Origin of the sequence: Streptomyces sp. NPDC001568, from assembly GCF_042893755.1 — a bacterium.
Lineage (GTDB): Bacteria > Actinomycetota > Actinomycetes > Streptomycetales > Streptomycetaceae > Streptomyces.
Map to the genome: position 1 here is coordinate 95,445 of NZ_JBIAVF010000009.1, position 20,662 is coordinate 116,106.

A 20,662-nucleotide genomic window follows, 5' to 3' on the forward strand; every position below is an offset into this window, starting at 1 on the left:
CCGCGGCGGCCCGCCCTCCGGACGGTGGAGTTCAGATGGCGTCCCGCTCGACCGGGCAGCTCATGCACCGCGGCCCGCCGCGGCCGCGGCCCAGTTCGCTGCCGGGGATCTCGATCACCTCGATGCCCTCCCGGCGCAGGTGCGTGTTGGTGGTCACGTTCCGCTCGTACGCGACGACCACCCCCGGCTCGACGGCCAGCACGTTGCAGCCGTCGTCCCACTGCTCGCGCTCCGCCGAGTGCACGTCCTGCGTGGCCGTGAGGACGCGGATCTTGCCGAGCCCGAGGGCGTCCGCGATCGCCTTGTGCATGTGCTCCGGCGCGTGGTCGCTCACCTGGAGCTCACGGCCCGCCTCCCCCGGCCGGATCGTGTAGGAACGGAGCATGCCGAGCCCGGCGTACTGGGTGAAGGTGTCCGCGTCGACCATCGTCATCACCGTGTCCAGGTGCATGAAGGCCCGCCGCTTGGGCATGTCGAGGGCGACGATGACGGTCGCCGACCCGGCGGCGAACAGTCCCCGCGCGAGCATCTCCACCGCCTGCGGGGTCGTGCGCTCGCTCATCCCGATCAACACGGCGCCGTTCCCGATGACCAGGACGTCCCCGCCCTCGATCGTCGACGGGTAGTCGGACTGCCCCTGCGACCAGTAGTGGAAGGCACCGGAACCGGTGAACAGCGGGTGGTGCCGGTAGATCGCCTCGAAGTGCACGGTCTCGCGCTGCCGGGCCGGCCAGCGCATCGCGTTGATCGACACCCCGTCGTAGATCCAGGCGGAGGTGTCCCGGGTGAAGAGGTGGTTGGGCAACGGCCCCAGCAGGAAGTCGTCGAGGTCCAGCGCGTGGAAGCGCACCGACACCGGTTCGGGGTGCCGCTCCAGGAACTCCCGCTTGGTCATGCCGCCGACGAGCGCCTCGGCGAGGTCGCCCGGGGAGAGCCCGTCGAACGCCGCCCTCAGGTGGTCGGTGGCGAGCGGCCCGTACTCCTTCTCGTCGAAGACCCGGTCCAGTACGAGGTGTCGCGCCTCGGTGATGCCGAGGGACTCCCGCAGCAGGTCACCGAACAGGTGCACGGCGACGCCCCGGTCGCGCAGCACGTCGGCGAAGCCGTCGTGCTCCTGACGGGCCCTGCGCACCCACAGCACGTCGTCGAAGAGCAGGGCGTCCTTGTTGCTTGGTGTGAGCCGCTTCAGCTCCAGGTCGGGCCGGTGGAGGATGACGCGGCGAAGCCGCCCGGTCTCGGAGTCGACATGGAATCCCATGCCCTACACGTTCCCAGACCGGGCTGCTTTTCGAACGCGCTACGGCCCAGCGGTCTCAGCGCAGTCCGAGGAGGGCGGTCGGGGCGCCGATCAGCTCCGGGGTGGTCAGGCCCAGCTTGGGCGTCGTCAGGTTCGGGATCCCGTAGTTGCTGCCGTCGGGCATCGACAGCGGGGCGCCGACGATCGCACCGGGGCTCCGGGCCAACAGGGTTGTCGCCGGGGACTCCAGGGAACCCTCTCCGTCCGTCTCCGGAGCGCCCGCCAGGTTCGGCACGGGCGAGGTGACGTTGGTTCCGCCGAGGTCGGTGCCGATGGGCACCACCGGGATCAGCGGGGTCGGGAGGAGGTCGCCGGTGTGGTGGCGGGGCGCCTCGGGGGCGCCGACGACCGGAACGGGCACCGAGGTGGCCACACGCGGGGTGGCCACGCCCAGCGTGGTCTCCACCGCGTCCAGCGGGACGCCCACCGGAACCGACTGGGCGACGGCCGGTGAGGCCGCACCGGCCGCGGCCATACAGGTCATGAGTGCCGCCAGGCTTCCGCGCGCGGTCATCTTCATAAGTGACGTTCCGTCCTTCCAGGGTCGCGGACATTCCGCTGCCCTGGATGAACGATCCCGCCGGGCGTTTCCCCGGCGTTCTCCCCGCAAGTTCCCCCATACGGCCTACTTGGCGGGCATCGCGTGTACGGGGCCGGGCGCGACCGCGTAGGGGCCGCCGCGCAGATCCGGGCCGCGCGGGTCACCGTACGGCGACCCGCGCCCTCACAGCCGGGGGTCGGCCGGCTCCGACTCCGGGGCGAGCACCGCGAAGACGGCCTCGTGGACGCGCCACAGCGGCTCCCCGGCCGCCGGCCGGTCCAGCGATTCCAGCCCCAGCGCTACTCGCGCAGGGCCAAGGAGCGCTTGTGCCCGAGGAACCGGCAGCGCAGGCGCTCCAGGTGATCGGGACGCGTGTACTCCGGACCGTAGATGATCCGCAGGTACTCACGGCCGCGGACCTCGACGCCGGGCTGGACCAGCCGGCCCTTGCCGTCCCGGGAGCCCACTGCTTTACCCCGGTCGGGGGTGGTCGCGCCGGGTGCCGTCCGGACCGGCCGGCGGCGCCTGTCCGAGGGCGTCGCGCAGCCGCGCGATGTGGTCCGGGGTGATCCGGCAGCAGCCGCCGACGAGTCGGGCTCCGGCCCGCCGCCAGGCCGTGGTGGGCCAGGCGTCGCCGGTGGGCGGGGCGTGCCAGGTGCGGGTGGACGCGTCCCAGACGGAGCCGTCGTTGGGGTAGGCCAGCAGGGGTTTGTCCGTCACGGCGGCGGCCGCTTCGAGCGCGGGCAGCACCTCGGCCGGATCGCAGCAGTTGACGCCGACCGCGATCACCTGCGGGGACTCGGCGGCGAGCGCGAAGGCTTCGGCGAGGGGCTGGCCCGCCCGGGTACGGCCGGCGGCGACGGTGTAGCTCAGCCAGGCGTGGGCCCCGGTCCCGGCCAGTACGTCCACCAGGGCCAGGGCCTCGTCCGTGTCCGGGACGGTTTCCAGGGCCAGTACGTCCGCCGCCCCCGTTCCGGGCGCGGCGAGCGCCTCGATGCGGGGCCGGTGGAAGGCGGCCAGTTGGCGCACGGTGAGCCCGTACCGGCCCCGGTACTCGGAGCCGTCCGCGAGGACGGCCCCGTACGGGCCGACCGAGGCGGCCACCCAGACCTCGTGGTCCGCGGCCCGCGCCGCGGCGTCGGCCAGGGCGACGCCCCGGCGCAGCAGGGCGGCTCCGTCCGGGTGGTGGGGGCCGATCTGGTAGCCGGCCGTGGTCAGCACCTCGGCGCCGGCCCGCGCGTACGCCGCGTGGGCGGCCCCGACCTGATCCGGGTGTTCGGCGAGGACGCGGCCCGTCCAGAGGTCGCCGGACAGGTCGCAGCCCTGGTCGGCGAGCTGGTTGCTCAGTCCGCCGTCCAGGAGCACGGTGCGGTGGGCCAGGGCCGTGGCGAGCGGGCCGGTCGCGCGGGGCATGTCGGTGGCTCCTGGTGGTATCAGCCGAGCTGGGACAGGACCCGGTCGGAGATCAGCTCCAGGTGGTCCAGGTCGTCGAGGTCGAGGAGTTGGAGGTAGGCGCGGGAGGAGCCGATGCCGGCGTAGGTGCCGAGCTTCTCGACGACCTCGTCCGGCGAGCCGGCCAGGCCGTTGGCCTTCAGCTCGTCCACCTCGCGGCCGATGGCGGCGGCCCGGCGGGCCACCTCGGCGTCGTCCTTGCCGACGCACACGACGAGGGCGTTGGAGTAGACGAGTTCGTCGGCCTTGCGGCCCGCTTCGGCGGCGGCGTCCCTGACCCGGGCGAACTGGCGGCGGCTGTCCTCGATCGAGGCGAACGGCATGTTGAACTCGTCCGCGTAGCGGGCGGCGAGGCGCGGGGTGCGCTTCGCGCCGTGCCCACCGACGAGGACGGGCACCTTGGCCTGGGCGGGCTTGGGCAGGGCCGGCGAGTTCTCCACCTGGTAGTACGTGCCCCGGTAGTCGAACGTGGCGCCGGGGGCGGTGGCCCACAGGCCGGTGACGATGGCCAGTTGCTCCTCCAGCCGGGACATCCGCTCCGCGGGGAAGGGGATCCCGTACGCCTTGTGCTCCTCCTCGAACCAGCCGGCGCCCAGGCCCAGCTCGATCCGGCCGCCGGACATCCGGTCGACCTGCGCCACCTGGATCGCGAGCACGCCGGGCAGCCGGAAGGTGCCGGCCGTCATCAGCGTGCCGAGCCGGATCCGGCGGGTCTCGCGGGCCAGGCCCGCGAGGGTGATCCAAGCGTCCGTGGGGCCGGGCAGGCCGTCGGCGGAGCCCATCCGCAGGTAGTGGTCCGAGCGGAAGAACGCGTCGAAGCCCAGGTCCTCGGTGGCCTTGGCGACGGTCAGGAGGGTCTCGTAGTCGGCGCCCTGCTGGGGTTCGGTGAAAATGCGAAGATCCATGCCCCCCATCCTGCCCGTCCCCCACCCCTGCCGGGTGAATCTGCGTCAACCCGACGCGGCGCCCTCCGGCCCGCCAGTGACCAGCACCGATGGGGATCGTTGGCTCGGACGGAGCCGGACCGCCGGCCCGCGCGCCGGCGGCTCACCGTCCGGTGCGTCCACCGCCCCCTTCCCCCCCGGGAGGGGCCCAGGGCCGAGGAGGCCGCCATGTCCCACGAGGCCGTGCCGGAAACCCGCCACCAGACCGCACCGACCGGACGGGCGGCACACGACGACGCACGCCAGGAGTCCGCGGTACCCGCCCCGGGCGGCGCGCCGAAGGGCCTGCTCCAGCAGATGGAGGAGCTGATGGCGGCGCTGAACGCCGACCTGTCCCAGCTCGACGCCGACCTCCAGCACTCCGCGGACCGCACCGAGCCGGCCGCCGCGCCGGTTCCGGGCCACCACGCGTAGGAGGACGAACACCACCGGGGCCGGTCCTGCTGACCGTGCGGGGGTCCCGTCGCGCGCGACGGGACCGGCCAAGGCCTCAGGCGACGCCCGAGGCCGATCCGCGTTCCCGGACGGTCATCCGGCGCAGCAGTGCCCGTACCCGGTCGCTCGACTCGTCCGCCGCGTCGATGGACTCCATGGACTGCCAGTACAGGCTTTCGTCGTCCGTCCCGCAGGCCACTCCGACGAGTGCTATGCCGACCTCGCCGAGCAGCGCCTGGAGCCCCAGGAGCGCCGGACGTATGTCCGCCACGCCGGTCAATTGCGCTGCCCTCGGCGGCTGCTGCGGTGCCGTGCCCTCGCCCCGCAGCGCGGCCCGGTCGATCACCCCGCAGCCTCTGCCTCCCGCTTCTCCCAGGCCTCGTGCCTCCGCTCTGAGCTCCGGCGGTCCGGTGACCGCCAGCCAGCTACCCACTCCTTGGGCGAGCGCCTGGGCCTGCCAGGCCTCGCTCACGATGTCCCACGCAGCCCCGCTCTGTGCCAGCGCGTGCCGCCCGGCCGCGATGAGCCGTACCGCATCCATATGCCGTCCCCCGTCCGCACGACATCCGCCGTTCTCCACTACCCAGAGTGAAGGCAACGAGCCAGTAAAGCCAGGGGTATTCGGAAATCTGTGGACACAAAACGTGGTTGTGGACGACGCCATCACTCCGAAGAGTGACGATCAGTGGTCGAGGTTCCGGTCACCGGGAAACGGACTTCGTTCCTCTCGATCTTCGCGGCGAGCGCATCCAGCACGTCCACCCCCAGGACCTCACAGAATTGCAGCAGATAGGCCAACACGTCGGCCACCTCGTCGGCCACCTTGTGCGCGGTTTCGGGCTTTTCCATCACCGCGGCCGACTGTTCCGGTGTCAGCCACTGGAAGATCTCGACCAGTTCCGACGCCTCCACGCTCAGGGCCACGGCCAGGTTCTTGGGCGTGTGGTACGGACCCCAACCCCGGGCTTCCGCGAACGCGGCGAGCCGCCGCTGGAGCCGGTCGAGCCTCTCCTCCCCTTCCGGCGCCCGCGGCGCGTCCTCGGAGGAGTCCCCCCGGGAGGACCCGTGGGAGCCCTCGCGGGAACCCGCGGTGAAGTCCTCCGAGCAGTCGGCGGGGAAGTCCTGACTGTCGTCCATGGGTACGGCGTTCATGGGGACAGGTCTACCACCGAGACGCCCGGCAGGTCCCGGGCCGTTCCCGCGGTGTCCTCGCCCACGGCGGCGACCAGCCGGATGTGGCCGCGCGCGCCGGACAGGAGGGCCAGTCGCAGCAGTTCGGCGCTCTGGCGCCGGTCGAGCCCGCGGTCGAGGTCGTCGGCGAGGACGGTCAGTGCCTGCCGGGCGGACAGCAGTTCCGCCGCCGGGTCCACGGCCAGCACGCCGGGGCCGGTGAGCAGGACCAGGGCCAGGGCGAGGAAGCGGAGTTCGCCCGCGGCGAGCCGGCCGAGTTCGGTGGCCGGGCGCCCCGGGCCGCGGTCCAGCAGGCCGGTGACGAGACCCGTCCGCGCCGCCTGGAACGCGCCGAAGGCGCCGTCGCCGCCGCCCGGTTCGCCCTCGCAGACCCGTACGTCGAGCGCGGCCACCGGGCCCGCGCAGCCGGTGCGCGCCGCCGCGGCGAGCAGGGCGTGCCGGGTACCGCATTCGTGGCGGGTCCGGCGCAGGACGTCGGCCAGGTTGGCGCAGTCGCCACGCAGCCGGCCCTCGCCGGGGGTGACCGGTCCGCGCATCCGCTCGGGGCGGGGGTCGCAGGGGAACACCGAGCGCAGCGCGACCACCACCTGCTCGGCCGCGGCCAGGACGCGCCGCTGCCCGGCGGTGGATCCGGCGACGCGCAGGGGCAGCAGGGCGGTGCCGAGCCGGTCGTCCGGCAGCGGGGCGCGGGTGACCCCGACGGCTCCGCCGGTGAACCACCCGGCCTGGACGGAGCGCCGGCGGGGGTCGCGCAGGGCGGTGCTGAGCAGGATCTGTCCGTCCTGGGAGAGCCGTTCGCCGACGACGCGCAGTTCGGGTTCGGCCTGTACGGCGAGGTCGAGGCGGACGGGTCCGACGGGACCGTCGACGGTGCAGCCGATCCGGAACCCGCGCCGCCCGTCGGCGTCGGGGACGGCCGTCTCGGGGACCCGGGCCATCGGGTCCGGGAACACGTCGTCGAGCGGGCTTCCGCAGCCGAGGGCGGCGAGGGCCTGGTAGGCGGCCAGCGCCTGGGACTTGCCGCTGCCGCTCGGTCCGGCGAAGAGGGTCACGGGCCCGAGCGGGAACACCGCGGCCCGGTGCGAGGCGAAGGCGGAGAGCCGTAATGCGGTGACGGTGGGCCGCAGGTGCGCGGGTCCCGCCGAGGCGGGGCGCGCGCGGTCGGCGGGAGCGGCGGCGCCGCGCACCGGGCCCCCGGGCGCGACAGCGGTACGCGCGGTGGTCTCCGTCGCGCCGGCCGACCTCGCGGGGCCGTCGGTGGCGACAGTCGAACGTGTCGGGCCGTCGGTCGTACCAACCGACCGCGCGCCGGCGTCCGTCGGGGCGCCGGCCGTACGTGTGGGGGTTTCCGTCGCGCCGGCCGGGCGCGCGGGGGCGGCGGTGGGGGCAGAGGTCGGGCGTGTGGGGGTTTCGGTCGCGGCGGCCGGGGGGCGGCGCGCGTCCAGGGTGACGTCCATGGCGGGACGGTACGGGCCGCCGGACCACCCGGGGGCGCGGCGAACCGTTCCGGCGCCGCGACCTTCCTACGATCGGGGGACGGCCGCGGCCGCGATTCCCTCGACCTCGGTGCCGACCGGGGCCAACAGGAAGACGTTCCGGTCGACCCGGTGCATCCCGCTGCCCAGTCCGAAGACCACGCCGCTGCTGAAGTCCAGGATCCGCTTGGCCACTTCGCCGTCCGCGCCCGTGAGGTCCAGCAGGACGGGGATCTGCGCGATCAGGTACTCCGCGACCTCGCGGGCGTCGGCGAAGATCTGGACCCGGATCACCACGAAGCGCCGCTGTTCCGCCGCCGCGGCCCCGGGACCCTTGGGGATGGTGCGGTGGTCCACCCGGGAGGGCCATTCGTTGCGACTGCGCAGGGGCACCACCTGCGCGAGTCCCTCCCACTGTTCGTCCGTGACGTCGTACCTGCTCACCGGGCCGCCTCGGCCGTGCGCTTCATGTGCATCCGCCCATCCTCTCGCGTTTCACCCGTTCAGCCCAACACCGACACGAAGCACGTAGGGTCGCCGTCATGACCAATGGCGACGAGGTCCGTACGGTACGCGACATCGCGGACGCCGGGGACGCCCGGCCGGCCGCCTCCCCACCTGGTCCCCGGGCGCCGATCGCGCTGCCCGGCCGGCGGGCCGACGCGGTGCGCAACCGGGCGCAGATCCTGGCCGCCGCCGAGCAGTTGTTCACGGAACGCGAACCCCGCAGCGTGACGATGGATCAGATCGCCAAGGCCGCCGGGGTGGGGCGGGCGACCCTCTACCGGCGCTTCCCGGACCCCGCGGCCATCGCCGCGACGCTCCTCGACGAGGACGAACGGATCCTCCAGGAGCGCCTCGCCTACGGTCCGCCCCCGCTGGGCCCGGGCGCGCCGCCGGACCAGCGGCTGGCCGCCTTCTACGCCGCCGCGGTCGAACATCTGGAGCGGCACCTTCCGCTGACCCTGGGCATCCTGCCGGGGCCCGGCCGGTTCGCGGCGGCGACGTACGGACAGTGGCGCGCCCACGTGCGGGGGCTGCTCGGGGCGGCGGGGGCCGCGGATCCCGAGGTCAGCGTGGACGTGCTGCTGAGCCCGCTGGCCCCGGAGGTGTACCAGTTCCAGCGGCACACCCTCGGCTTCCCGCCCGAACGGATCGCCGAGACGCTCGGGCGGCTCGCCCGCGGGGTACTCCCGGAGAACCGAATAGGTTAGGTTAGGCATACCTAACTCGCTCCGAGAGGGAGAGATCCGCATGCGCCTGCCCGGTGCCCCCGCCGCCACGCCCGCCGCCCGGCCGACCGAAGCCGAGCGGGTCCGGTCCATCCTGGCCGCCGCCCACTCGATGACGGTGGTCGTCGACGGGGTGCGCAGCGAGGTGCGCCAACTCGACGGCGGCGACGTGCTCGGCCGGCTCCACCTGCACCCGGCTGCGCCGGCCGCCGGGCACTCCTCCTCCCCCGCTGCCGACGACCGTCCCTCGATCCGTCTGGAGTTCACCGACATCGCGCCCACCCCGGTGCGCGACCGGGTCCGGGCCCGCGTCACCGTGCTGGGCCATCTGCTCACCCCCTACACCGACGAGAACTCGGCCCCCGGGGAGAGCACCTGCGTGGAGTACGGCCGGGCGATCCTGGAGACCTCGGAGGGGACCTCGTACATCGGGCTGACGGAGCTGGACGAGGCCTGGCCCGACCCGCTCGCCCCCTACGAGGCGGGGATGCTCACCCACCTCCTCGACGACCACCCCGAACTGGTCACCCTGCTGCTGCGACTGGTCGGCCCGCCGCCCTCGGCCGCGGTGGTGCGCGCCCTGCCGCTGGCCCTGGACCGGTACGGAATCACCCTGCGGCTGGAGGAGCGGCGCGGCCACCGCGACGTCCGGCTGGCGTTCCCCTCGCCCCTGGACGACGTGGAACAGTCGGGCGCCCAGATCCAGGCCCTGCTCAGCGCCGCCCGCCGGCGCTCCCACCGCAATACGCTGCCCGCCTGAAGGGCGTTCGCACGGCGGCGCGCCCGACGGAAAGCGGAATAGCCTCCGTGGCACCCGGGTTGGGATGACCATGAAGGCAATCACTTACAACGCGTACGGAACCCCCACCCAATTAGAGCTGGTTGACGCACCGGAACCGAAGGTCGGCCCCAGCGAGGTGCTGATCCGGGTCAAGGCGGCCGGGGTGAACCCCGTCGACTGGAAGCTCGCCGCGGGATTCCTCGGGCACGTCCTCGAAGTGCGCCACCCCGTCATCCCCGGCTGGGACGTGGCCGGCGTCGTCGAGGCAGTGGGCCCGGACACCGACGACTACGCCGTCGGCGACGAGGTCTTCGGCTACGTCCGCAAGGAATGGGTGCAGCTCGGCACCTACGCCGAGTTCGTCGCCGCGCCCGTCCGCACCCTCGCCCGCAAGCCGCGCGGGCTGACCTTCGAGCAGGCCGCGGGCCTGCCGCTCGCCGGTCTCACCTCGTACCAGGCCATCACCCGCGCCGGCGTCAAGGCCGGCCAGACCGTCGTCATCCACTCCGCGGCGGGCGGCACCGGATCACTGGGCGTGCAGATCGCGGTCGCCCTCGGCGCCCGGGTCATCGGCACGGCCGGCGCCCACAACCACGCGTACCTGCGCGACCTCGGCGCCGAGCCGGTGCTGTACGGGGACGGCGTCGCCGACCGGATCCGCGCGCTGGCCCCCGAGGGCGTGGACGCCGGGCTCGACTTCTACGGCGAGGGCGGCGTCGAGCTCCTCCAGTCGGTGGTCCGCACGGGTGGCCCCGTGATCTCCATCGCCGACAACGACGCGGACTCCAAGGGCGCCAAGCACATCTGGGCGCGGGCCGACACGGCCGACCTGACCACCCTCGCGGAACTCGCCGAATCGGGCCGCCTCACCGTCAACGTCGAGCACGCCCTGCCGCTCGCGGAGGCCGCCGGGGCCTGGGAACTGAGCGCCAAGGGCCGGACCCGGGGAAAGATCGTCCTCACCGTCTGAGCCGAGGGCCCGACCGCGCCCGGACGGCGCCCCGACGGTCCGCCGGAACGCCACCGCGCTCCGGCGGACCGCGCGCCGTCCGTCAAGAGGTGATCGGCCGCCCGGGGCCGCCCAACGAGGGTCCGACCGCCCGCAGCGCCCCGGGGGTACGACCGTGCCCCCAGCCGATCTCCCTCCGGTAGCTGCCGAGCAGGCCGCTGTCCGCCAGGGCGCCCTCGTCCCGGACGGCCGGCTCCTCGGGCTGCGGTCGGGTGAGCGGGGACACGAACAGGGCGTCGACCGGGCAGTTGGCCTCGCACAGGAAACAGGTCTGGCAGTCCTCGTGGCGGGCCAGGACCGGGATCCCGTCCGGGCCCCGCTCGAAGACGTCCGTGGGGCAGACCTCCACGCACTTGTCGCAGGCGATGCAGCGCTCGGCGGAGACCAACTCGATCACACCGCCACCCCCGTCCCGCGCCCGGCCGCCGGGCGGGCCCACACCCGGTCGAGCCCGCCCGCCAGGATCCGGTGGTGTTGCGCCGGGTCCTGCCCCGGGTGGTCCAGGCGCCGGGCCATGCCGCGGGACTCGGTACGGGCGAGTGCGGAGGCGTACATCCACCGCGCGTGCGCCGTCATCGCCGCCGCCTGCCGGGCCTTGACCAGCGCGGCCCCCTCGCCGTGCAGCCGGGCGCGCAGCTGTGCCCAGCCCGCGTCGAGGGACCGCAGCGCCGCGGTGAGCCCGTCCCCGTGGCGGAGGTAGTTCTTGTCGTAGGGGAGCACCTCCCGCTGTACGAGTTCCACGGCCTCGCGGTGGTCGAGGGGCGCGGCGGCGCTCCCCGTCGGGCGGAGCCCCGCTCCACCGGCCCCGCCGACCCGCCGGGCGGCGGCGCTGCCCGAGCCGAGGGACCGCGCGTGCCGGGCGGCGCCCCGCCCGGCCCAGCTGCCGGAGGAGATCGCCCAGGCGGCGTTGTGGCTGCCGCCCCCGGTGAAGCCGCCGCAGATCTCCTCGCGGGTGGCCGCGTCGCCGGCGGCGTACAGGCCGGGGATCCCGGTGGCGCAGTCGTCGCCGGTGATCCGGATCCCGCCGGTGCCGCGGACGGTGCCCTCGGCCAGCAGGGTCACGGCGAACCTGTCGGTGAAGGGGTCGATGCCGAGGCGGTCGAAGGTGAGGAAGAAGTTGGGCTGTGCCCGCCGCATCGCGACCCGGGCGGCGTCGTCGGCCCGGTCCAGTCGGGCGAAGACCCGGGCGCCGGTGAGGAGTTCGCGGGCGATGACCGAGCGGCCGCCCTGGGAGGCGGCGCCCTCCAGGACCTCGCCGTCCTCGCGGTGGAAGGTGGCGAAGGAGTAGAAGGCCGTCTTGGTGACGGAGGTGCCCTCGGGGGCGATGCCGTAGGCGTTGGAGAACTCCATGCCGGACAGCTCCGCCCCGACCTCCGCCGCGAAGAGGGCGCCGTCACCGGTGTTGGTGTTGGTGCCGAGGGCCCCGCTGAGGAAGGCGCAGCCGCCGGTGGCGAGGACCACGGCGCCGGCCCGGACCCGGTAGTCCTCACCGGCCTGGCGCCGGTGGCCGGCGGCTCCGGCGACGGCTCCGTCCCGGTCGGTGAGCAGTTCGGTGACCGGGCTGTGGTCGAGGATCCGGACCCCGGCGCGGCGGACCCGGATCCGCATCCGCCGCATGTACTCGGGACCCTGGAGGCCGCCCCGCAGTGGTCGTCCGTCGGGGCCGGTGGGGAAGGGGTAGCCGCCCTCGACGGCCAGTTCGTTGATCCGGTCGTAGGTCTCGTCGAGGACCCGGGTCATCCAGCGCCGGTCGGCGAGGTGGCCGCCGAGGCCCTCCCGGGAGGCCATGGCGGCCTCCCGGGCGGCGGGTTCGGGCGGTACGTACCAGACGCCGGTGCCGCCCGCGGCCGTGGCGCCGCTGGTCCCGCACCAGCCCTTGTCGGCGAGGACGACGCGGGCTCCATCCTCGGCGGCCTTCAGTGCGGCCCAGGTGGCGGCCGGCCCGCCGCCGACGACGAGGACGTCGGCGAGGAGATCTATCACGCCGGCCCCTTCGCGTACCGGTTGGCGGGCCGCGGCAGGCCGTAGTTCTCGCGCAGGGTGGAGCCGGTGTACTCGGTGCGGAACAGTCCGCGCCGCTGGAGGATCGGCACGACGTGGTCGACGAAGTCGGTGAGTCCGGTGGGCAGTACGGGCGCCATGATGTTGAACCCGTCGGCGGCGCCCTGCGTGAACCACTCCTCCAGCTGGTCGGCGATCTGCTCGGGGGTGCCGGCGAACACGCGGTGGCCGCGGCCGGCGCCGAGGCGGGCGATCAGCTCGCGCAGGCTGAGCCCGTCGCGGCGGGCCAGTTCGGCGACGAGCGTGAAGCGGCTCTTGTTGCCGTTGATGTCCCGCTCCTCGGGCAGCTCGGGCAGCGGGCCGTCGAGGTCGGCGCCGCTCAGGTCGACGCCGAGCATCCCGGAGAGCTGGGCGAGACCGTACTCGGGCACCTGGAGGTCGGTGAGCTGCTGTTCCAGGGCCTTCGCCTCGGCCTCGGTGGAGCCGATGACGGGGGCGATGCCGGGCAGGACGAGGAGGTCGCCCTCCGCGCGGCCGTGGCGGGCCAGCCGGGACTTGAGGTCCTTGTAGAAGGTCTGGCCGTCGGCGAGGGTCTGCTGGGCGGTGAAGACGGCCTCCGCGTACTGGGCGGCGAACTCCTTGCCGGCCTCGGAGGAGCCGGCCTGGACGAGCAGCGGGTGGCCCTGCGGCGAACGCGGCACGTTGAGCGGGCCGGCGACGCCGAAGTGCTCGCCGCGGTGGGCGGCCGGGTGGAGCTTGTCGGTGTCGGCGTAGATGCCGCGCTCCTTGTCGAGGACGATCGCGTCGTCCTCCCAGCTGTCCCAGAGCTTGGTGGCGACGTCGAGGAACTCGCGGGCCCGCTCGTAGCGCAGGCCGTGCTCCAGGTGCTCGTCCCGGTTGAAGTTGCGGGCCTCGTCGACGGTGCCGGAGGTGACGATGTTCCAGCCGGCGCGGCCGTTGCTGATGTGGTCGAGGGAGGCGAACTTGCGGGCGGTGTGGAAGGGCTCGTTGAAGGTCGTCGAGACGGTCGCGATCAGCCCGATGTGCTCGGTGACGGCGGCGATCGCCGAGAGCAGGGTCAGCGGCTCGAAGCCGCCGAGGGCGTTGTAGCGGGCCTTGCCCCACAGGGCGAGGCCGTCGGCGAAGAAGATGGAGTCGAGCCGGCCGCGCTCGGCGGTGCGGGCCAGTTCCTGGAAGTAGCGCAGGTCGGTGACGCGCTCCGGGGCGCTGTCCGGGTGGCGCCAGGCGGCGTCGTGATGGCCGGCGTTCATCAGGAAGGCGTTGAGGTGGAGGGTGCGGGGTGCGGACATGTCTGTTCCCTGTGTTCGGTGGTGGGCGCGGGGCGGGGCGCCGGGCGGGGCGGGAGGACGGACCGGGACCCCGGCCTGCCGGGGCGGGGTCGGGGTCCGGGTGCGGTGCGGGCTCCGGGTGCGGGTGCGGTGTGCGGGCTCCGGGTTGAGGGTGCGGGCTCCGGGTTGAGGGGCCAGGTCCGGTGGAGGGGCCAGGTCCGGGGCCGGACCCCGGGGTGCGGGAGGTCCGGCCCCGGACCTGGAGCGGGGGGTCAGGCCGGGACGCGCCAGACGCTGAGGCGGCGTTCGATCGTCACCAGGACCTGGTTGAAGGCCACGCCGATGGCGGAGATCGTGATGATCCCCGCGTACATCTGCGGGATGGCGAAGTTGTACTGCGAGGCGTTGATCAGGTAGCCGAGGCCCGCCTTGGCGCCGATCATCTCGGCGGCCACCAGGACCAGGATCGAGACGGCGCCCGCGAGGCGGATGCCGGTGAAGATGGCCGGGACCGACGACGGCAGGATCACCTTCTGGAAGAGCCTCGGCGTGGAGAGGTCCATCGAGCGGGCCAGCCTGACCAGCGTGGGGTCGGCGTTGCCGACGGCGCTGATGGTGTTCAGGAGGATCGGCCACACGCAGGCGTAGACGACGATCGACACCTTCGAGGTCTCGCCGATGCCGAGCAGCAGCACGAAGACCGGCAGCAGCGCGAGCGCCGCCGTGTTGCGGAACAGCTCCAACAGCGGCCCGAGGAACGCCGCGACGGGCCGGTACCAGCCGATCAGCAGCCCGAGCGGGACCGCGACGACCACGGCGATGGCGAAGCCGCCGAACGATCGGGTGAGGCTGGCCCGGGCGTGCTCCCCGAGCTGTCCGTCGCCGAGCAACTCCCACCAGGCGACCGCCACTTCGGAGACCGGCGGCAGGAAGGTCGCGTCGACCAGGCCGAGTCGCGGCGCCGCCTCCCACACGGCGAGGAGTCCGAGGATCGCCGCCGACCGCAACAGCGCGGCCCGCAACCACCGGAACACGGCGGCCGGCCAGGACGACTTCCGGCCGGGCGCCGCGGCCTTGACGGGGGCAGCGGCCTCGTCGGAGGTCGCGCCCGAGTCGCGAGTGGCGCCCACGTCGGAGGTCGCGCCCACATCGATGGTCGCGCCCACATCGGTCGCGGCCGGCGCGGGGGCCGGTACCCGCGCCTGAGCGGCCGGTACGGGAGGCACGGGGGCCTGAGCGGCCGGCGCGGGCGCCTGCGCGACGGCCGACGCGTCAGGGGCGGCGGTCTGCGCGGACGCGGGTGCGGCGGCTTCGGTTCCGGTGCTCATACCGTGGCCTCTTCCTTCTCCAGTTGCTGGGCGCGCGCCACCTCGTCGTGGAGCAGGGTCCAGATCTCGTGGCGGTAGCGGGCGAACTCGGGGCTGGAGCGCAGGTCCTCGCCGGTGGCGCCGGCGGCTCGGCCCCCGAAGGAGACCGGAACGACCTCCTTGATCCGTCCGGGGCGCGAGGTGATGACGGCGACCCTCTGCCCGAGGTACACGGCCTCCTCGATGCCGTGGGTGATGAAGACGACCGTCTTGCCGGTGCTCTGCCAGATCCGACGCAGTTCGTCCTGGAGGGACTCGCGGGTCTGCGCGTCGAGCGCGGCGAAGGGTTCGTCCATCAGGAGGACGTCCGGGTCGTAGGCCAGTGAGCGGGCGATGGCGACGCGTTGGCGCATGCCGCCCGACAGCTCGTGCGGGTGTCGGTCCTCGAAGCCGGTGAGGCCCACCAGGTCCAGGAACTCCCGTGCCTTGGACGCCCGTTGGCGGCGCGGAACGCCGGTGGCCTCCAGACCGAACTCGACGTTGCCGAGCGCCGTGCGCCACGGCAGCAGCGCGTACTGCTGGAAGACGATGCCCCGGTCCAGGCCGGGTCCGGTGACGGGCTTGCCGTCCAACAGGATCCGTCCGGAGGTCGGCCTGGTCAGGCCGCCGAGGAGGTCGAGGAGGGTGGACTTGCCGCAGCCGCTGGGGCCCACGACGACCACGAACTCGCCCGCCTCGATCTCCAGGTCGATCCCGTCGAGGGCGGTGAACACCTCCTTGGCCTTCTTGTCCTTCGTCGGGAAGGTCTTGGTGACCGACTCGAAGACGATCTTCGCCATGGTGGGGTCCTCAGCCCTTTCCGTTGCCGTTGAACTCGTTGGTGAACAGGTCCGTCGCCTTCAGCCGGCCCTTCTTGACCTCGCCGCGGTCGCCGAGCCAGTCGATCCAGAGCTGGAACTCCTTCTCCTCGATGCGGCCGGCGGGCGCCGCGACGCCGTAGGAGCGCCAGTACTGGAGCGTCGAGGTGTCCTCGTTGCGGCCCCGCTTCTTGACGATCTCGGTCATCCGGGCGATGACCTGCTCGCGGGGGGTGGTGCGGGACCAGTCGATGGCCTTGCCGACCCCCGTCACGAAGGTCCGTGCGGTGTCCGGGTTCTCCTTGATGAAGCGCTGGGTCATCACGTACGTGCCGCCGCTGAAGGCGCCCAGCAGGTCGAAGTCGCTGAACAGCGGGCGGATGCCACCGGCCGCGAGGGCCTTGTCGCGCAGTACGCCGCTGAGCACGCCGACCTCGATCTGCTTCTGCCGCAGGGCCTGTTCGGTGTTGACCGGCGGTACGACCAGGGCCTCGACCTTGTCGGAGTCGGCCCGGGAGAGGCCGCCGCGCCCCAGGTAGATGTCGAGGAGGGCCTGGGCGTGGGCGCCCAGGGTGTTCATGCCGACCTTCTTGCCGATGAGGTCGCGGGCGGAGCGGATCGGGCTGTCCTCCAGGACGTAGTAGCCCAGGTTGGTGTCCTTGTCGGAGCCGTAGTACGAGATGACGGCCTTGACGGGGGCCTTCCCCGCGGCGAGCTTGACGACCGCCCCGTTGAAGGCCCCGCCGAAGTGGGTCTGGCCGGTCGCGGCGGACTGGATGTCCTGCGGGCCGCTGATGGTGTTGCCCACCCAGTCCAGGGTGAGGGCGCCCAGGAACCCGAGGTCCGCGGCGAGTTCGGGCAGGGTGACCGCCCCGACCGCGCCCTGGTACTTCAGGGCGGTGACCTGCTTGCCGGATCCGGACCCGCCGTTGGCGGTGGCCGTGCCGCAGCTCACCGCGGCCGCCGAGATGCCGAGCAGGGTGAGGAACTGGCGCCGGGAGGTGGTCTTCGAGGTGAAGGCTGCGGGCATGGCTGGTCCTTGTCGGTTCGTACGGGGTGCGGAGTACGGGGTTACGGGGCGGCGGTGAGGGCGGCGGCCCCGAGACCGCGCAGGGCGTCGGCGAACTCGTCGACGGCCTGGAAGAGGTCGAGTTCCGCCTCGGGGAGCAGCCGGTCGGGGCCGTTGCCCCGTTCGACGGAGGAGTCCAGGACGAACCGGCCCGCGGTGACGTGCCGGGCGCCGAGGGCGGCGAGGACCGGGCGCAGCGCGTAGTCGATGGTCAGGACGTGGGCGAGGCTGCCGCCGGTGGCGAGCGGCAGCACGGTCTTGCCGGCCAGTCCGTCCTGCGGGAGCAGGTCGAGGAAGGCCTTGAGCAGGCCTGTGTACGAGGCCTTGTAGACCGGGGTGGCGATCACCAGGCCGTCGGCCGCGGCGACGGCTTCGAGGGCGCGGCGTATGTCCGGCTCGTCGCGACGGGCGGCCAGCAGGTCGGCGGCCGGGAGGTCCCGCACCGCGAGGTGCGAGGCCTCGAACCCGGCGTGCGAGAGGCGGCGCAGCACGTGGTCGGCGACGACCGCGGTGCGGGAGTGGACGGAGGGGCTACCGGTGAGGGCGAGCAGTCTGGGCACGGGGGCTCCTTGGCGGCGGCGTACGGGGGCTTCGTCTTCGGCCTCGGATCAGGCGGAGGCGCCGGCCGGGACGCCGTTCGGGGCGTCGGAGGCGGCATCGGGGGCTGCGTCGGGCGCTGCGTCGTTCGAGGCGCCGGAGGCGATCCCGAAGGCGGGGTCCGGGACGGCCTCCGGGCGGAGCAGGCGGGAGGGCGCCCCGTCGGGGCCCACGGGGATGTCACCGTCGACCGTGACGCGGCGCAGGGTGCGCTCGTGGTCGTCGGAGTCGTCGACGCCGTAGTGCTGGGTGGCGCGGTTGTCCCAGATCGCGACGTCGCCGTCCTGCCACTGCCAGCGGACGGTGTTCTCGGGGCTTTCGATGTGGGCCTGGAACAGGTCCTGCAGGACGCGGGAGTCGCGGCCGGTCAGGCCCTGGATGCGCTGGACGAAGTTGCCGAGGAGCAGGGTGCGTTCGCCGGTCTCGGGGTGGACGCGGACCACCGGGTGCTCGGTGAGGAACTCGGTGGAGGTGAAGACCTCGCGGTACTGGGCCAGCGCCTCGGGCAGGGCGTCCGGCCGCAGGGCGGCGTAGTCGTAGGCGTTGGAGTGGACGGCGCGCAGGCCGTCCGCGAGGACGCGCAGCGGCTCGGGGAGGTGGGAGTAGGCGGTGGCCGTGTTGGCCCACAGGGTGTTGCCGCCGTACGGGGGGATGGTGACGGCGCGCAGGATGGAGAAGGCCGGGTAGGCCGGGACGAAGGTGACGTCGGTGTGCCACTGGTTGGCGCGGGCGCCGTGGTGGGAGTCGATGCCGAGCGCGTAGCGGCCGTCGGCGGAGGGCACCGTGGGGTGCGCGACGGGTGCGCCGAGGAGCTGGGCGAAGGCCTCGTGGCCGGCCTCGTCGAGGTGGTCCTGGCCGCGGAAGAAGACGACCTTGTGGGCCAGGAGCGCGGAGCGGATCTCGGCCACGGTCTCGGGGGCGAGGTCGCCGCCGAGGCGGACGCCGCCGATCTCGGCGCCGATGCGGCCACCGATCTTCGTCACGGTGGTACGGAGCGCAGTGGTCATGGGAACTCCCTGGTCAGTGGCGTGCGGGGATTATTTCCGCAGCGGAAGAAATGGCGTTACGGGAAGCGTCGGGTGCCGCGGAACGCGGCGGTCACAAGGCGGGGAGGGCGGCGGGGGTGGTTCTGCGGAGCGAGGCGCGGCAGGCTCCGGCACCGGTGGTCCGGCGACGGCGGTGGGCACTCCCCCGGCGGGTCGGCGCCCCGCGCGGCGCTGCGCGGGGTCGATCGCACCGGGGCCCGGACGGGCGCACCCGCCGCTCGGGGCGGACGGGCCCGTACGGGGTGGGCGGAGTCGGCGGGCCCCACGCAAACCACGGGCCGCCGGGTTGACGCCCGGCCGGGATCGGGCCGACCGGGATCACTCCGACCGGCTGACGCCCGACGGCACGGCCGGAACCGGACCGGACGGCATCCGACCGACCGGCACCCGACCGGATCGGACCCTGCCGGGTGCCCGACGGACGGGAGTCGGCCGGACCGGAGTCGGCCGGACCGGACCGGAGTCGGCCGGGCCGGAGTCGGGTCTCACCGGATCCGACCCGTACGCACCGGGTCGACCCCGGGCGGGGCGGACTCGGACCGGCCACGAGGGCCCGGGCGGCAGGCTCAGGCGCGGCGGTGGGCCGGACAGCGGCCCGGACACCCACCCGGCGCGGTACAGAGGCCGGAGGTGCGGAGCCGCGGGGCGAGGCGTTCGTTCGCGGACATGTCCCGGAGCCTGTCAGCGCCCCCGCCGCCGGTCAACCCCCGGCCGCGGTCGGCGAAACGGACCCCCGCCGGCCTCCGTAAACCGGCTCTGACCATGCCTTTCATCGGCCCCCCGGGGCCCTCGCGGCACCCCCCGACGGCTGGAAACGGTGGCCTGATTTCACGGTCCCGCAATGCGGCCGCCACGGACCGCCCGGTACCCGGTACCGGGTCCGGCATGATCAGGGGCCATCGAAGAGTCGCGCCCCGAGGAGGCCCCGTGACCGACAGGACCGGCGACAGGACCGGCGACCGGCGCGGGGCCGCCAACGCCGCCACCGTGCTGCGCACGGTGCTGGAGCACGGGCCCGTGGCGCGCAGCGGGATCTCCGAACTGTGCGGGCTGAGCCCCGCCGCCGTGTCCCGGCAGACCACGGGACTGCTGCGCGGCGGTCTGCTGCGCGAGCTCCCCGAATCCGCCGGCCCGATCGCCTCGGGGCGGCCGCGGATCCCGCTGGACCTGCACACCGGCGCCGTCGGCGGGCCGGTGGCGGCGGGGCTGCACATCGGGGTGCCGTCCTCCACCTTCAGCCTCGTCGACCTGCGCGGGCAGGTCCTCGCCCGGCGCGCCTTCCCCTATCAGGACCCCACCGATCCGCGGCTCCCGGCCCGCATCACCCACGAACTCGCCGGTTTCCTGGCGCGGTTCGACACCGGTCGGCCGTTGATCGGGCTCGGTGTCGCCCTCGGCGGCTGGGTCCGACCCGACACGGGGACCGTCGTACGGCATCCGGCGCTCGGGTGGCAGGGGATGCCGCTGGCCGCGGACCTGTCCCGGGCGCTCGGCCTGTCGGTGCGGGTGGACAACCACGCCCGCGCCGTCGCCGGCGCCGAGATGCTCTACGGTCCGCCCGCGGCCCGTCGGAGCCTGGTCCACCTCTTCGTCGGCAACGTGGTCGACGCCGCGTTCGGGATCGAGGGCACCGTCCACCGGGGCCCCGGTTCCGCCGCGGGCGACGTGGCCCACCTCCCGGTCCCCGAGTCGCGGGCGGCCTGCGCGTGCGGTCGTACGGGCTGCCTGCAGGCGACCGCGTCCGACACCGCGCTGGGCGCCGAGGCCGTACGGCGCGGGATCGTCCCCGATCCGTCCGTGCCCCTGCTCGTGGACGCCGCCGCCACCGGCGACCCGCGCGCGGACCGGCTGCTGCGCGAGCGCGCCCGGGCCGTGGGGCGGGCGGCCGCGCTGCTCCTCGACGTGTTCAATCCGGCCGTCATGGTCGTCACCGAGCTGTCCAGCGTCCTGCACGAGGGCTACCTGGACGAGATCCGCGCGGCCGCCGTCGAGCGGTCCCACGTGTGCGACGAGCCCGGACGGATCATCTCCCCGCACGCGGGGCCGGCCGTACTGCCCCAGGCAGCGGCGACCGTCCTGCTGGGTCCGCTGTTCCAGGACCCGGTCCGCCTCACCGCCGGCTGAGCGCCGTCCCGGGCG

21 protein-coding genes and 1 pseudogene are annotated in these 20,662 nt (G+C 74.0%); 5 read left to right on the forward strand and 17 right to left on the reverse strand.

The window, feature by feature from the left end; all coding sequences use genetic code 11:
- Positions 1 to 31 precede the first annotated feature (31 nt).
- The 5 genes and pseudogenes from ACFY0I_RS18200 to ACFY0I_RS18220 form a co-directional block, all read right to left on the reverse strand.
- Positions 32 to 1,258, reverse strand: coding sequence for an arginine deiminase (locus tag ACFY0I_RS18200; RefSeq protein WP_388896439.1), 1,227 nt, complete (start codon positions 1,256 to 1,258; stop codon positions 32 to 34).
- A 55-nt stretch (positions 1,259 to 1,313) separates the two neighbouring features.
- Complete coding sequence (locus ACFY0I_RS18205; protein WP_388896442.1) at positions 1,314 to 1,811, reverse strand: hypothetical protein; 498 nt, start codon at positions 1,809 to 1,811, stop codon at positions 1,314 to 1,316.
- Between the two features lie 210 nt (positions 1,812 to 2,021).
- Positions 2,022 to 2,296, reverse strand: a pseudogene (locus tag ACFY0I_RS18210) (polynucleotide kinase-phosphatase); the annotation flags it as partial.
- A gap of 13 nt (positions 2,297 to 2,309) precedes the next feature.
- On the reverse strand, positions 2,310 to 3,251 hold the full coding sequence (gene mmuM / locus ACFY0I_RS18215; RefSeq protein ID WP_388896445.1) for a homocysteine S-methyltransferase: 942 nt from the start codon (positions 3,249 to 3,251) through the stop codon (positions 2,310 to 2,312).
- Between the two features lie 20 nt (positions 3,252 to 3,271).
- Positions 3,272 to 4,195, reverse strand: a complete 924-nt coding sequence (locus ACFY0I_RS18220; protein WP_388896447.1) for an LLM class F420-dependent oxidoreductase — start codon at positions 4,193 to 4,195, stop codon at positions 3,272 to 3,274.
- 207 nt (positions 4,196 to 4,402) lie between these two features.
- Between ACFY0I_RS18220 and ACFY0I_RS18225 the strand changes: the two genes are divergently transcribed.
- Positions 4,403 to 4,648 carry a hypothetical protein gene (locus ACFY0I_RS18225; protein WP_388896449.1) on the forward strand — a complete coding sequence of 82 codons (246 nt, stop codon included), beginning with the start codon at positions 4,403 to 4,405 and terminating at the stop codon, positions 4,646 to 4,648.
- A gap of 76 nt (positions 4,649 to 4,724) precedes the next feature.
- Here the strand turns inward: ACFY0I_RS18225 and ACFY0I_RS18230 are convergent, their stop codons facing one another.
- From ACFY0I_RS18230 to ACFY0I_RS18245, 4 genes are all read right to left on the reverse strand, one after another.
- Positions 4,725 to 5,210 (reverse strand): DUF6099 family protein, encoded by a 486-nt coding sequence (locus tag ACFY0I_RS18230; protein WP_281209119.1) that lies wholly within the window; start codon positions 5,208 to 5,210, stop codon positions 4,725 to 4,727.
- 122 nt (positions 5,211 to 5,332) lie between these two features.
- The gene (locus ACFY0I_RS18235; RefSeq protein WP_388896452.1) at positions 5,333 to 5,821 is read right to left on the reverse strand and encodes a nucleotide pyrophosphohydrolase; all 489 of its coding nucleotides are present in this window, start codon (positions 5,819 to 5,821) and stop codon (positions 5,333 to 5,335) included.
- Positions 5,818 to 7,317 carry an ATP-binding protein gene (locus ACFY0I_RS18240; RefSeq protein WP_388896455.1) on the reverse strand — a complete coding sequence of 500 codons (1,500 nt, stop codon included), beginning with the start codon at positions 7,315 to 7,317 and terminating at the stop codon, positions 5,818 to 5,820. Before ACFY0I_RS18240 ends, ACFY0I_RS18235 begins: the two co-directional genes overlap by 4 nt.
- A 66-nt stretch (positions 7,318 to 7,383) precedes the next feature.
- Positions 7,384 to 7,779, reverse strand: a complete 396-nt coding sequence (locus ACFY0I_RS18245; protein ID WP_362878053.1) for a cell division protein SepF — start codon at positions 7,777 to 7,779, stop codon at positions 7,384 to 7,386.
- Between the two features lie 98 nt (positions 7,780 to 7,877).
- On the opposite strand from ACFY0I_RS18245, the gene ACFY0I_RS18250 reads away from it, so the two are divergent.
- The 3 genes from ACFY0I_RS18250 (at position 7,878) to ACFY0I_RS18260 (ending at position 10,318) form a co-directional block, all read left to right on the forward strand.
- The gene (locus tag ACFY0I_RS18250; RefSeq protein ID WP_388896458.1) at positions 7,878 to 8,549 is read left to right on the forward strand and encodes a TetR/AcrR family transcriptional regulator; all 672 of its coding nucleotides are present in this window, start codon (positions 7,878 to 7,880) and stop codon (positions 8,547 to 8,549) included.
- Between the two features lie 40 nt (positions 8,550 to 8,589).
- Positions 8,590 to 9,327 (forward strand): DUF2470 domain-containing protein, encoded by a 738-nt coding sequence (locus tag ACFY0I_RS18255; RefSeq protein WP_388896460.1) that lies wholly within the window; start codon positions 8,590 to 8,592, stop codon positions 9,325 to 9,327.
- Positions 9,328 to 9,397: 70 nt separating this feature from the next.
- Entirely contained in the window at positions 9,398 to 10,318 is a 921-nt protein-coding gene (locus tag ACFY0I_RS18260) for an NADP-dependent oxidoreductase (protein ID WP_388896463.1), read from the forward strand.
- 82 nt (positions 10,319 to 10,400) lie between these two features.
- On the opposite strand, the gene ACFY0I_RS18265 is transcribed toward ACFY0I_RS18260, so the two are convergent.
- The 8 genes from ACFY0I_RS18265 to ACFY0I_RS18300 all read right to left on the reverse strand — a co-directional run bounded on the left by ACFY0I_RS18265 (position 10,401) and on the right by ACFY0I_RS18300 (position 18,484).
- On the reverse strand, positions 10,401 to 10,754 hold the full coding sequence (locus ACFY0I_RS18265; RefSeq protein WP_388896465.1) for a 4Fe-4S binding protein: 354 nt from the start codon (positions 10,752 to 10,754) through the stop codon (positions 10,401 to 10,403).
- Positions 10,751 to 12,340: an FAD-dependent oxidoreductase gene (locus tag ACFY0I_RS18270; protein ID WP_388896468.1), complete on the reverse strand. Its 1,590-nt coding sequence runs from the start codon at positions 12,338 to 12,340 to the stop codon at positions 10,751 to 10,753. Before ACFY0I_RS18270 ends, ACFY0I_RS18265 begins: the two co-directional genes overlap by 4 nt.
- Positions 12,337 to 13,668 (reverse strand): LLM class flavin-dependent oxidoreductase, encoded by a 1,332-nt coding sequence (locus tag ACFY0I_RS18275; protein ID WP_388896471.1) that lies wholly within the window; start codon positions 13,666 to 13,668, stop codon positions 12,337 to 12,339. The genes ACFY0I_RS18270 and ACFY0I_RS18275 overlap by 4 nt, the downstream gene beginning before the upstream one ends.
- Positions 13,669 to 13,919: 251 nt before the next feature.
- The gene (locus ACFY0I_RS18280; protein WP_388896474.1) at positions 13,920 to 14,975 is read right to left on the reverse strand and encodes an ABC transporter permease; all 1,056 of its coding nucleotides are present in this window, start codon (positions 14,973 to 14,975) and stop codon (positions 13,920 to 13,922) included.
- Positions 14,972 to 15,793, reverse strand: coding sequence for an ABC transporter ATP-binding protein (locus ACFY0I_RS18285; protein WP_388896477.1), 822 nt, complete (start codon positions 15,791 to 15,793; stop codon positions 14,972 to 14,974). The genes ACFY0I_RS18280 and ACFY0I_RS18285 overlap by 4 nt, the downstream gene beginning before the upstream one ends.
- A 10-nt stretch (positions 15,794 to 15,803) precedes the next feature.
- Positions 15,804 to 16,841 carry an ABC transporter substrate-binding protein gene (locus tag ACFY0I_RS18290; RefSeq protein WP_388896480.1) on the reverse strand — a complete coding sequence of 346 codons (1,038 nt, stop codon included), beginning with the start codon at positions 16,839 to 16,841 and terminating at the stop codon, positions 15,804 to 15,806.
- A gap of 41 nt (positions 16,842 to 16,882) precedes the next feature.
- Entirely contained in the window at positions 16,883 to 17,440 is a 558-nt protein-coding gene (gene ssuE / locus ACFY0I_RS18295) for an NADPH-dependent FMN reductase (RefSeq protein WP_388896483.1), read from the reverse strand.
- A gap of 48 nt (positions 17,441 to 17,488) precedes the next feature.
- Complete coding sequence (locus ACFY0I_RS18300; RefSeq protein ID WP_388896486.1) at positions 17,489 to 18,484, reverse strand: TauD/TfdA dioxygenase family protein; 996 nt, start codon at positions 18,482 to 18,484, stop codon at positions 17,489 to 17,491.
- Positions 18,485 to 19,450: 966 nt separating this feature from the next.
- Between ACFY0I_RS18300 and ACFY0I_RS18305 the strand changes: the two genes are divergently transcribed.
- Positions 19,451 to 20,647 (forward strand): ROK family protein, encoded by a 1,197-nt coding sequence (locus tag ACFY0I_RS18305; protein ID WP_388896488.1) that lies wholly within the window; start codon positions 19,451 to 19,453, stop codon positions 20,645 to 20,647.
- Positions 20,648 to 20,662: the final 15 nt, after the last annotated feature.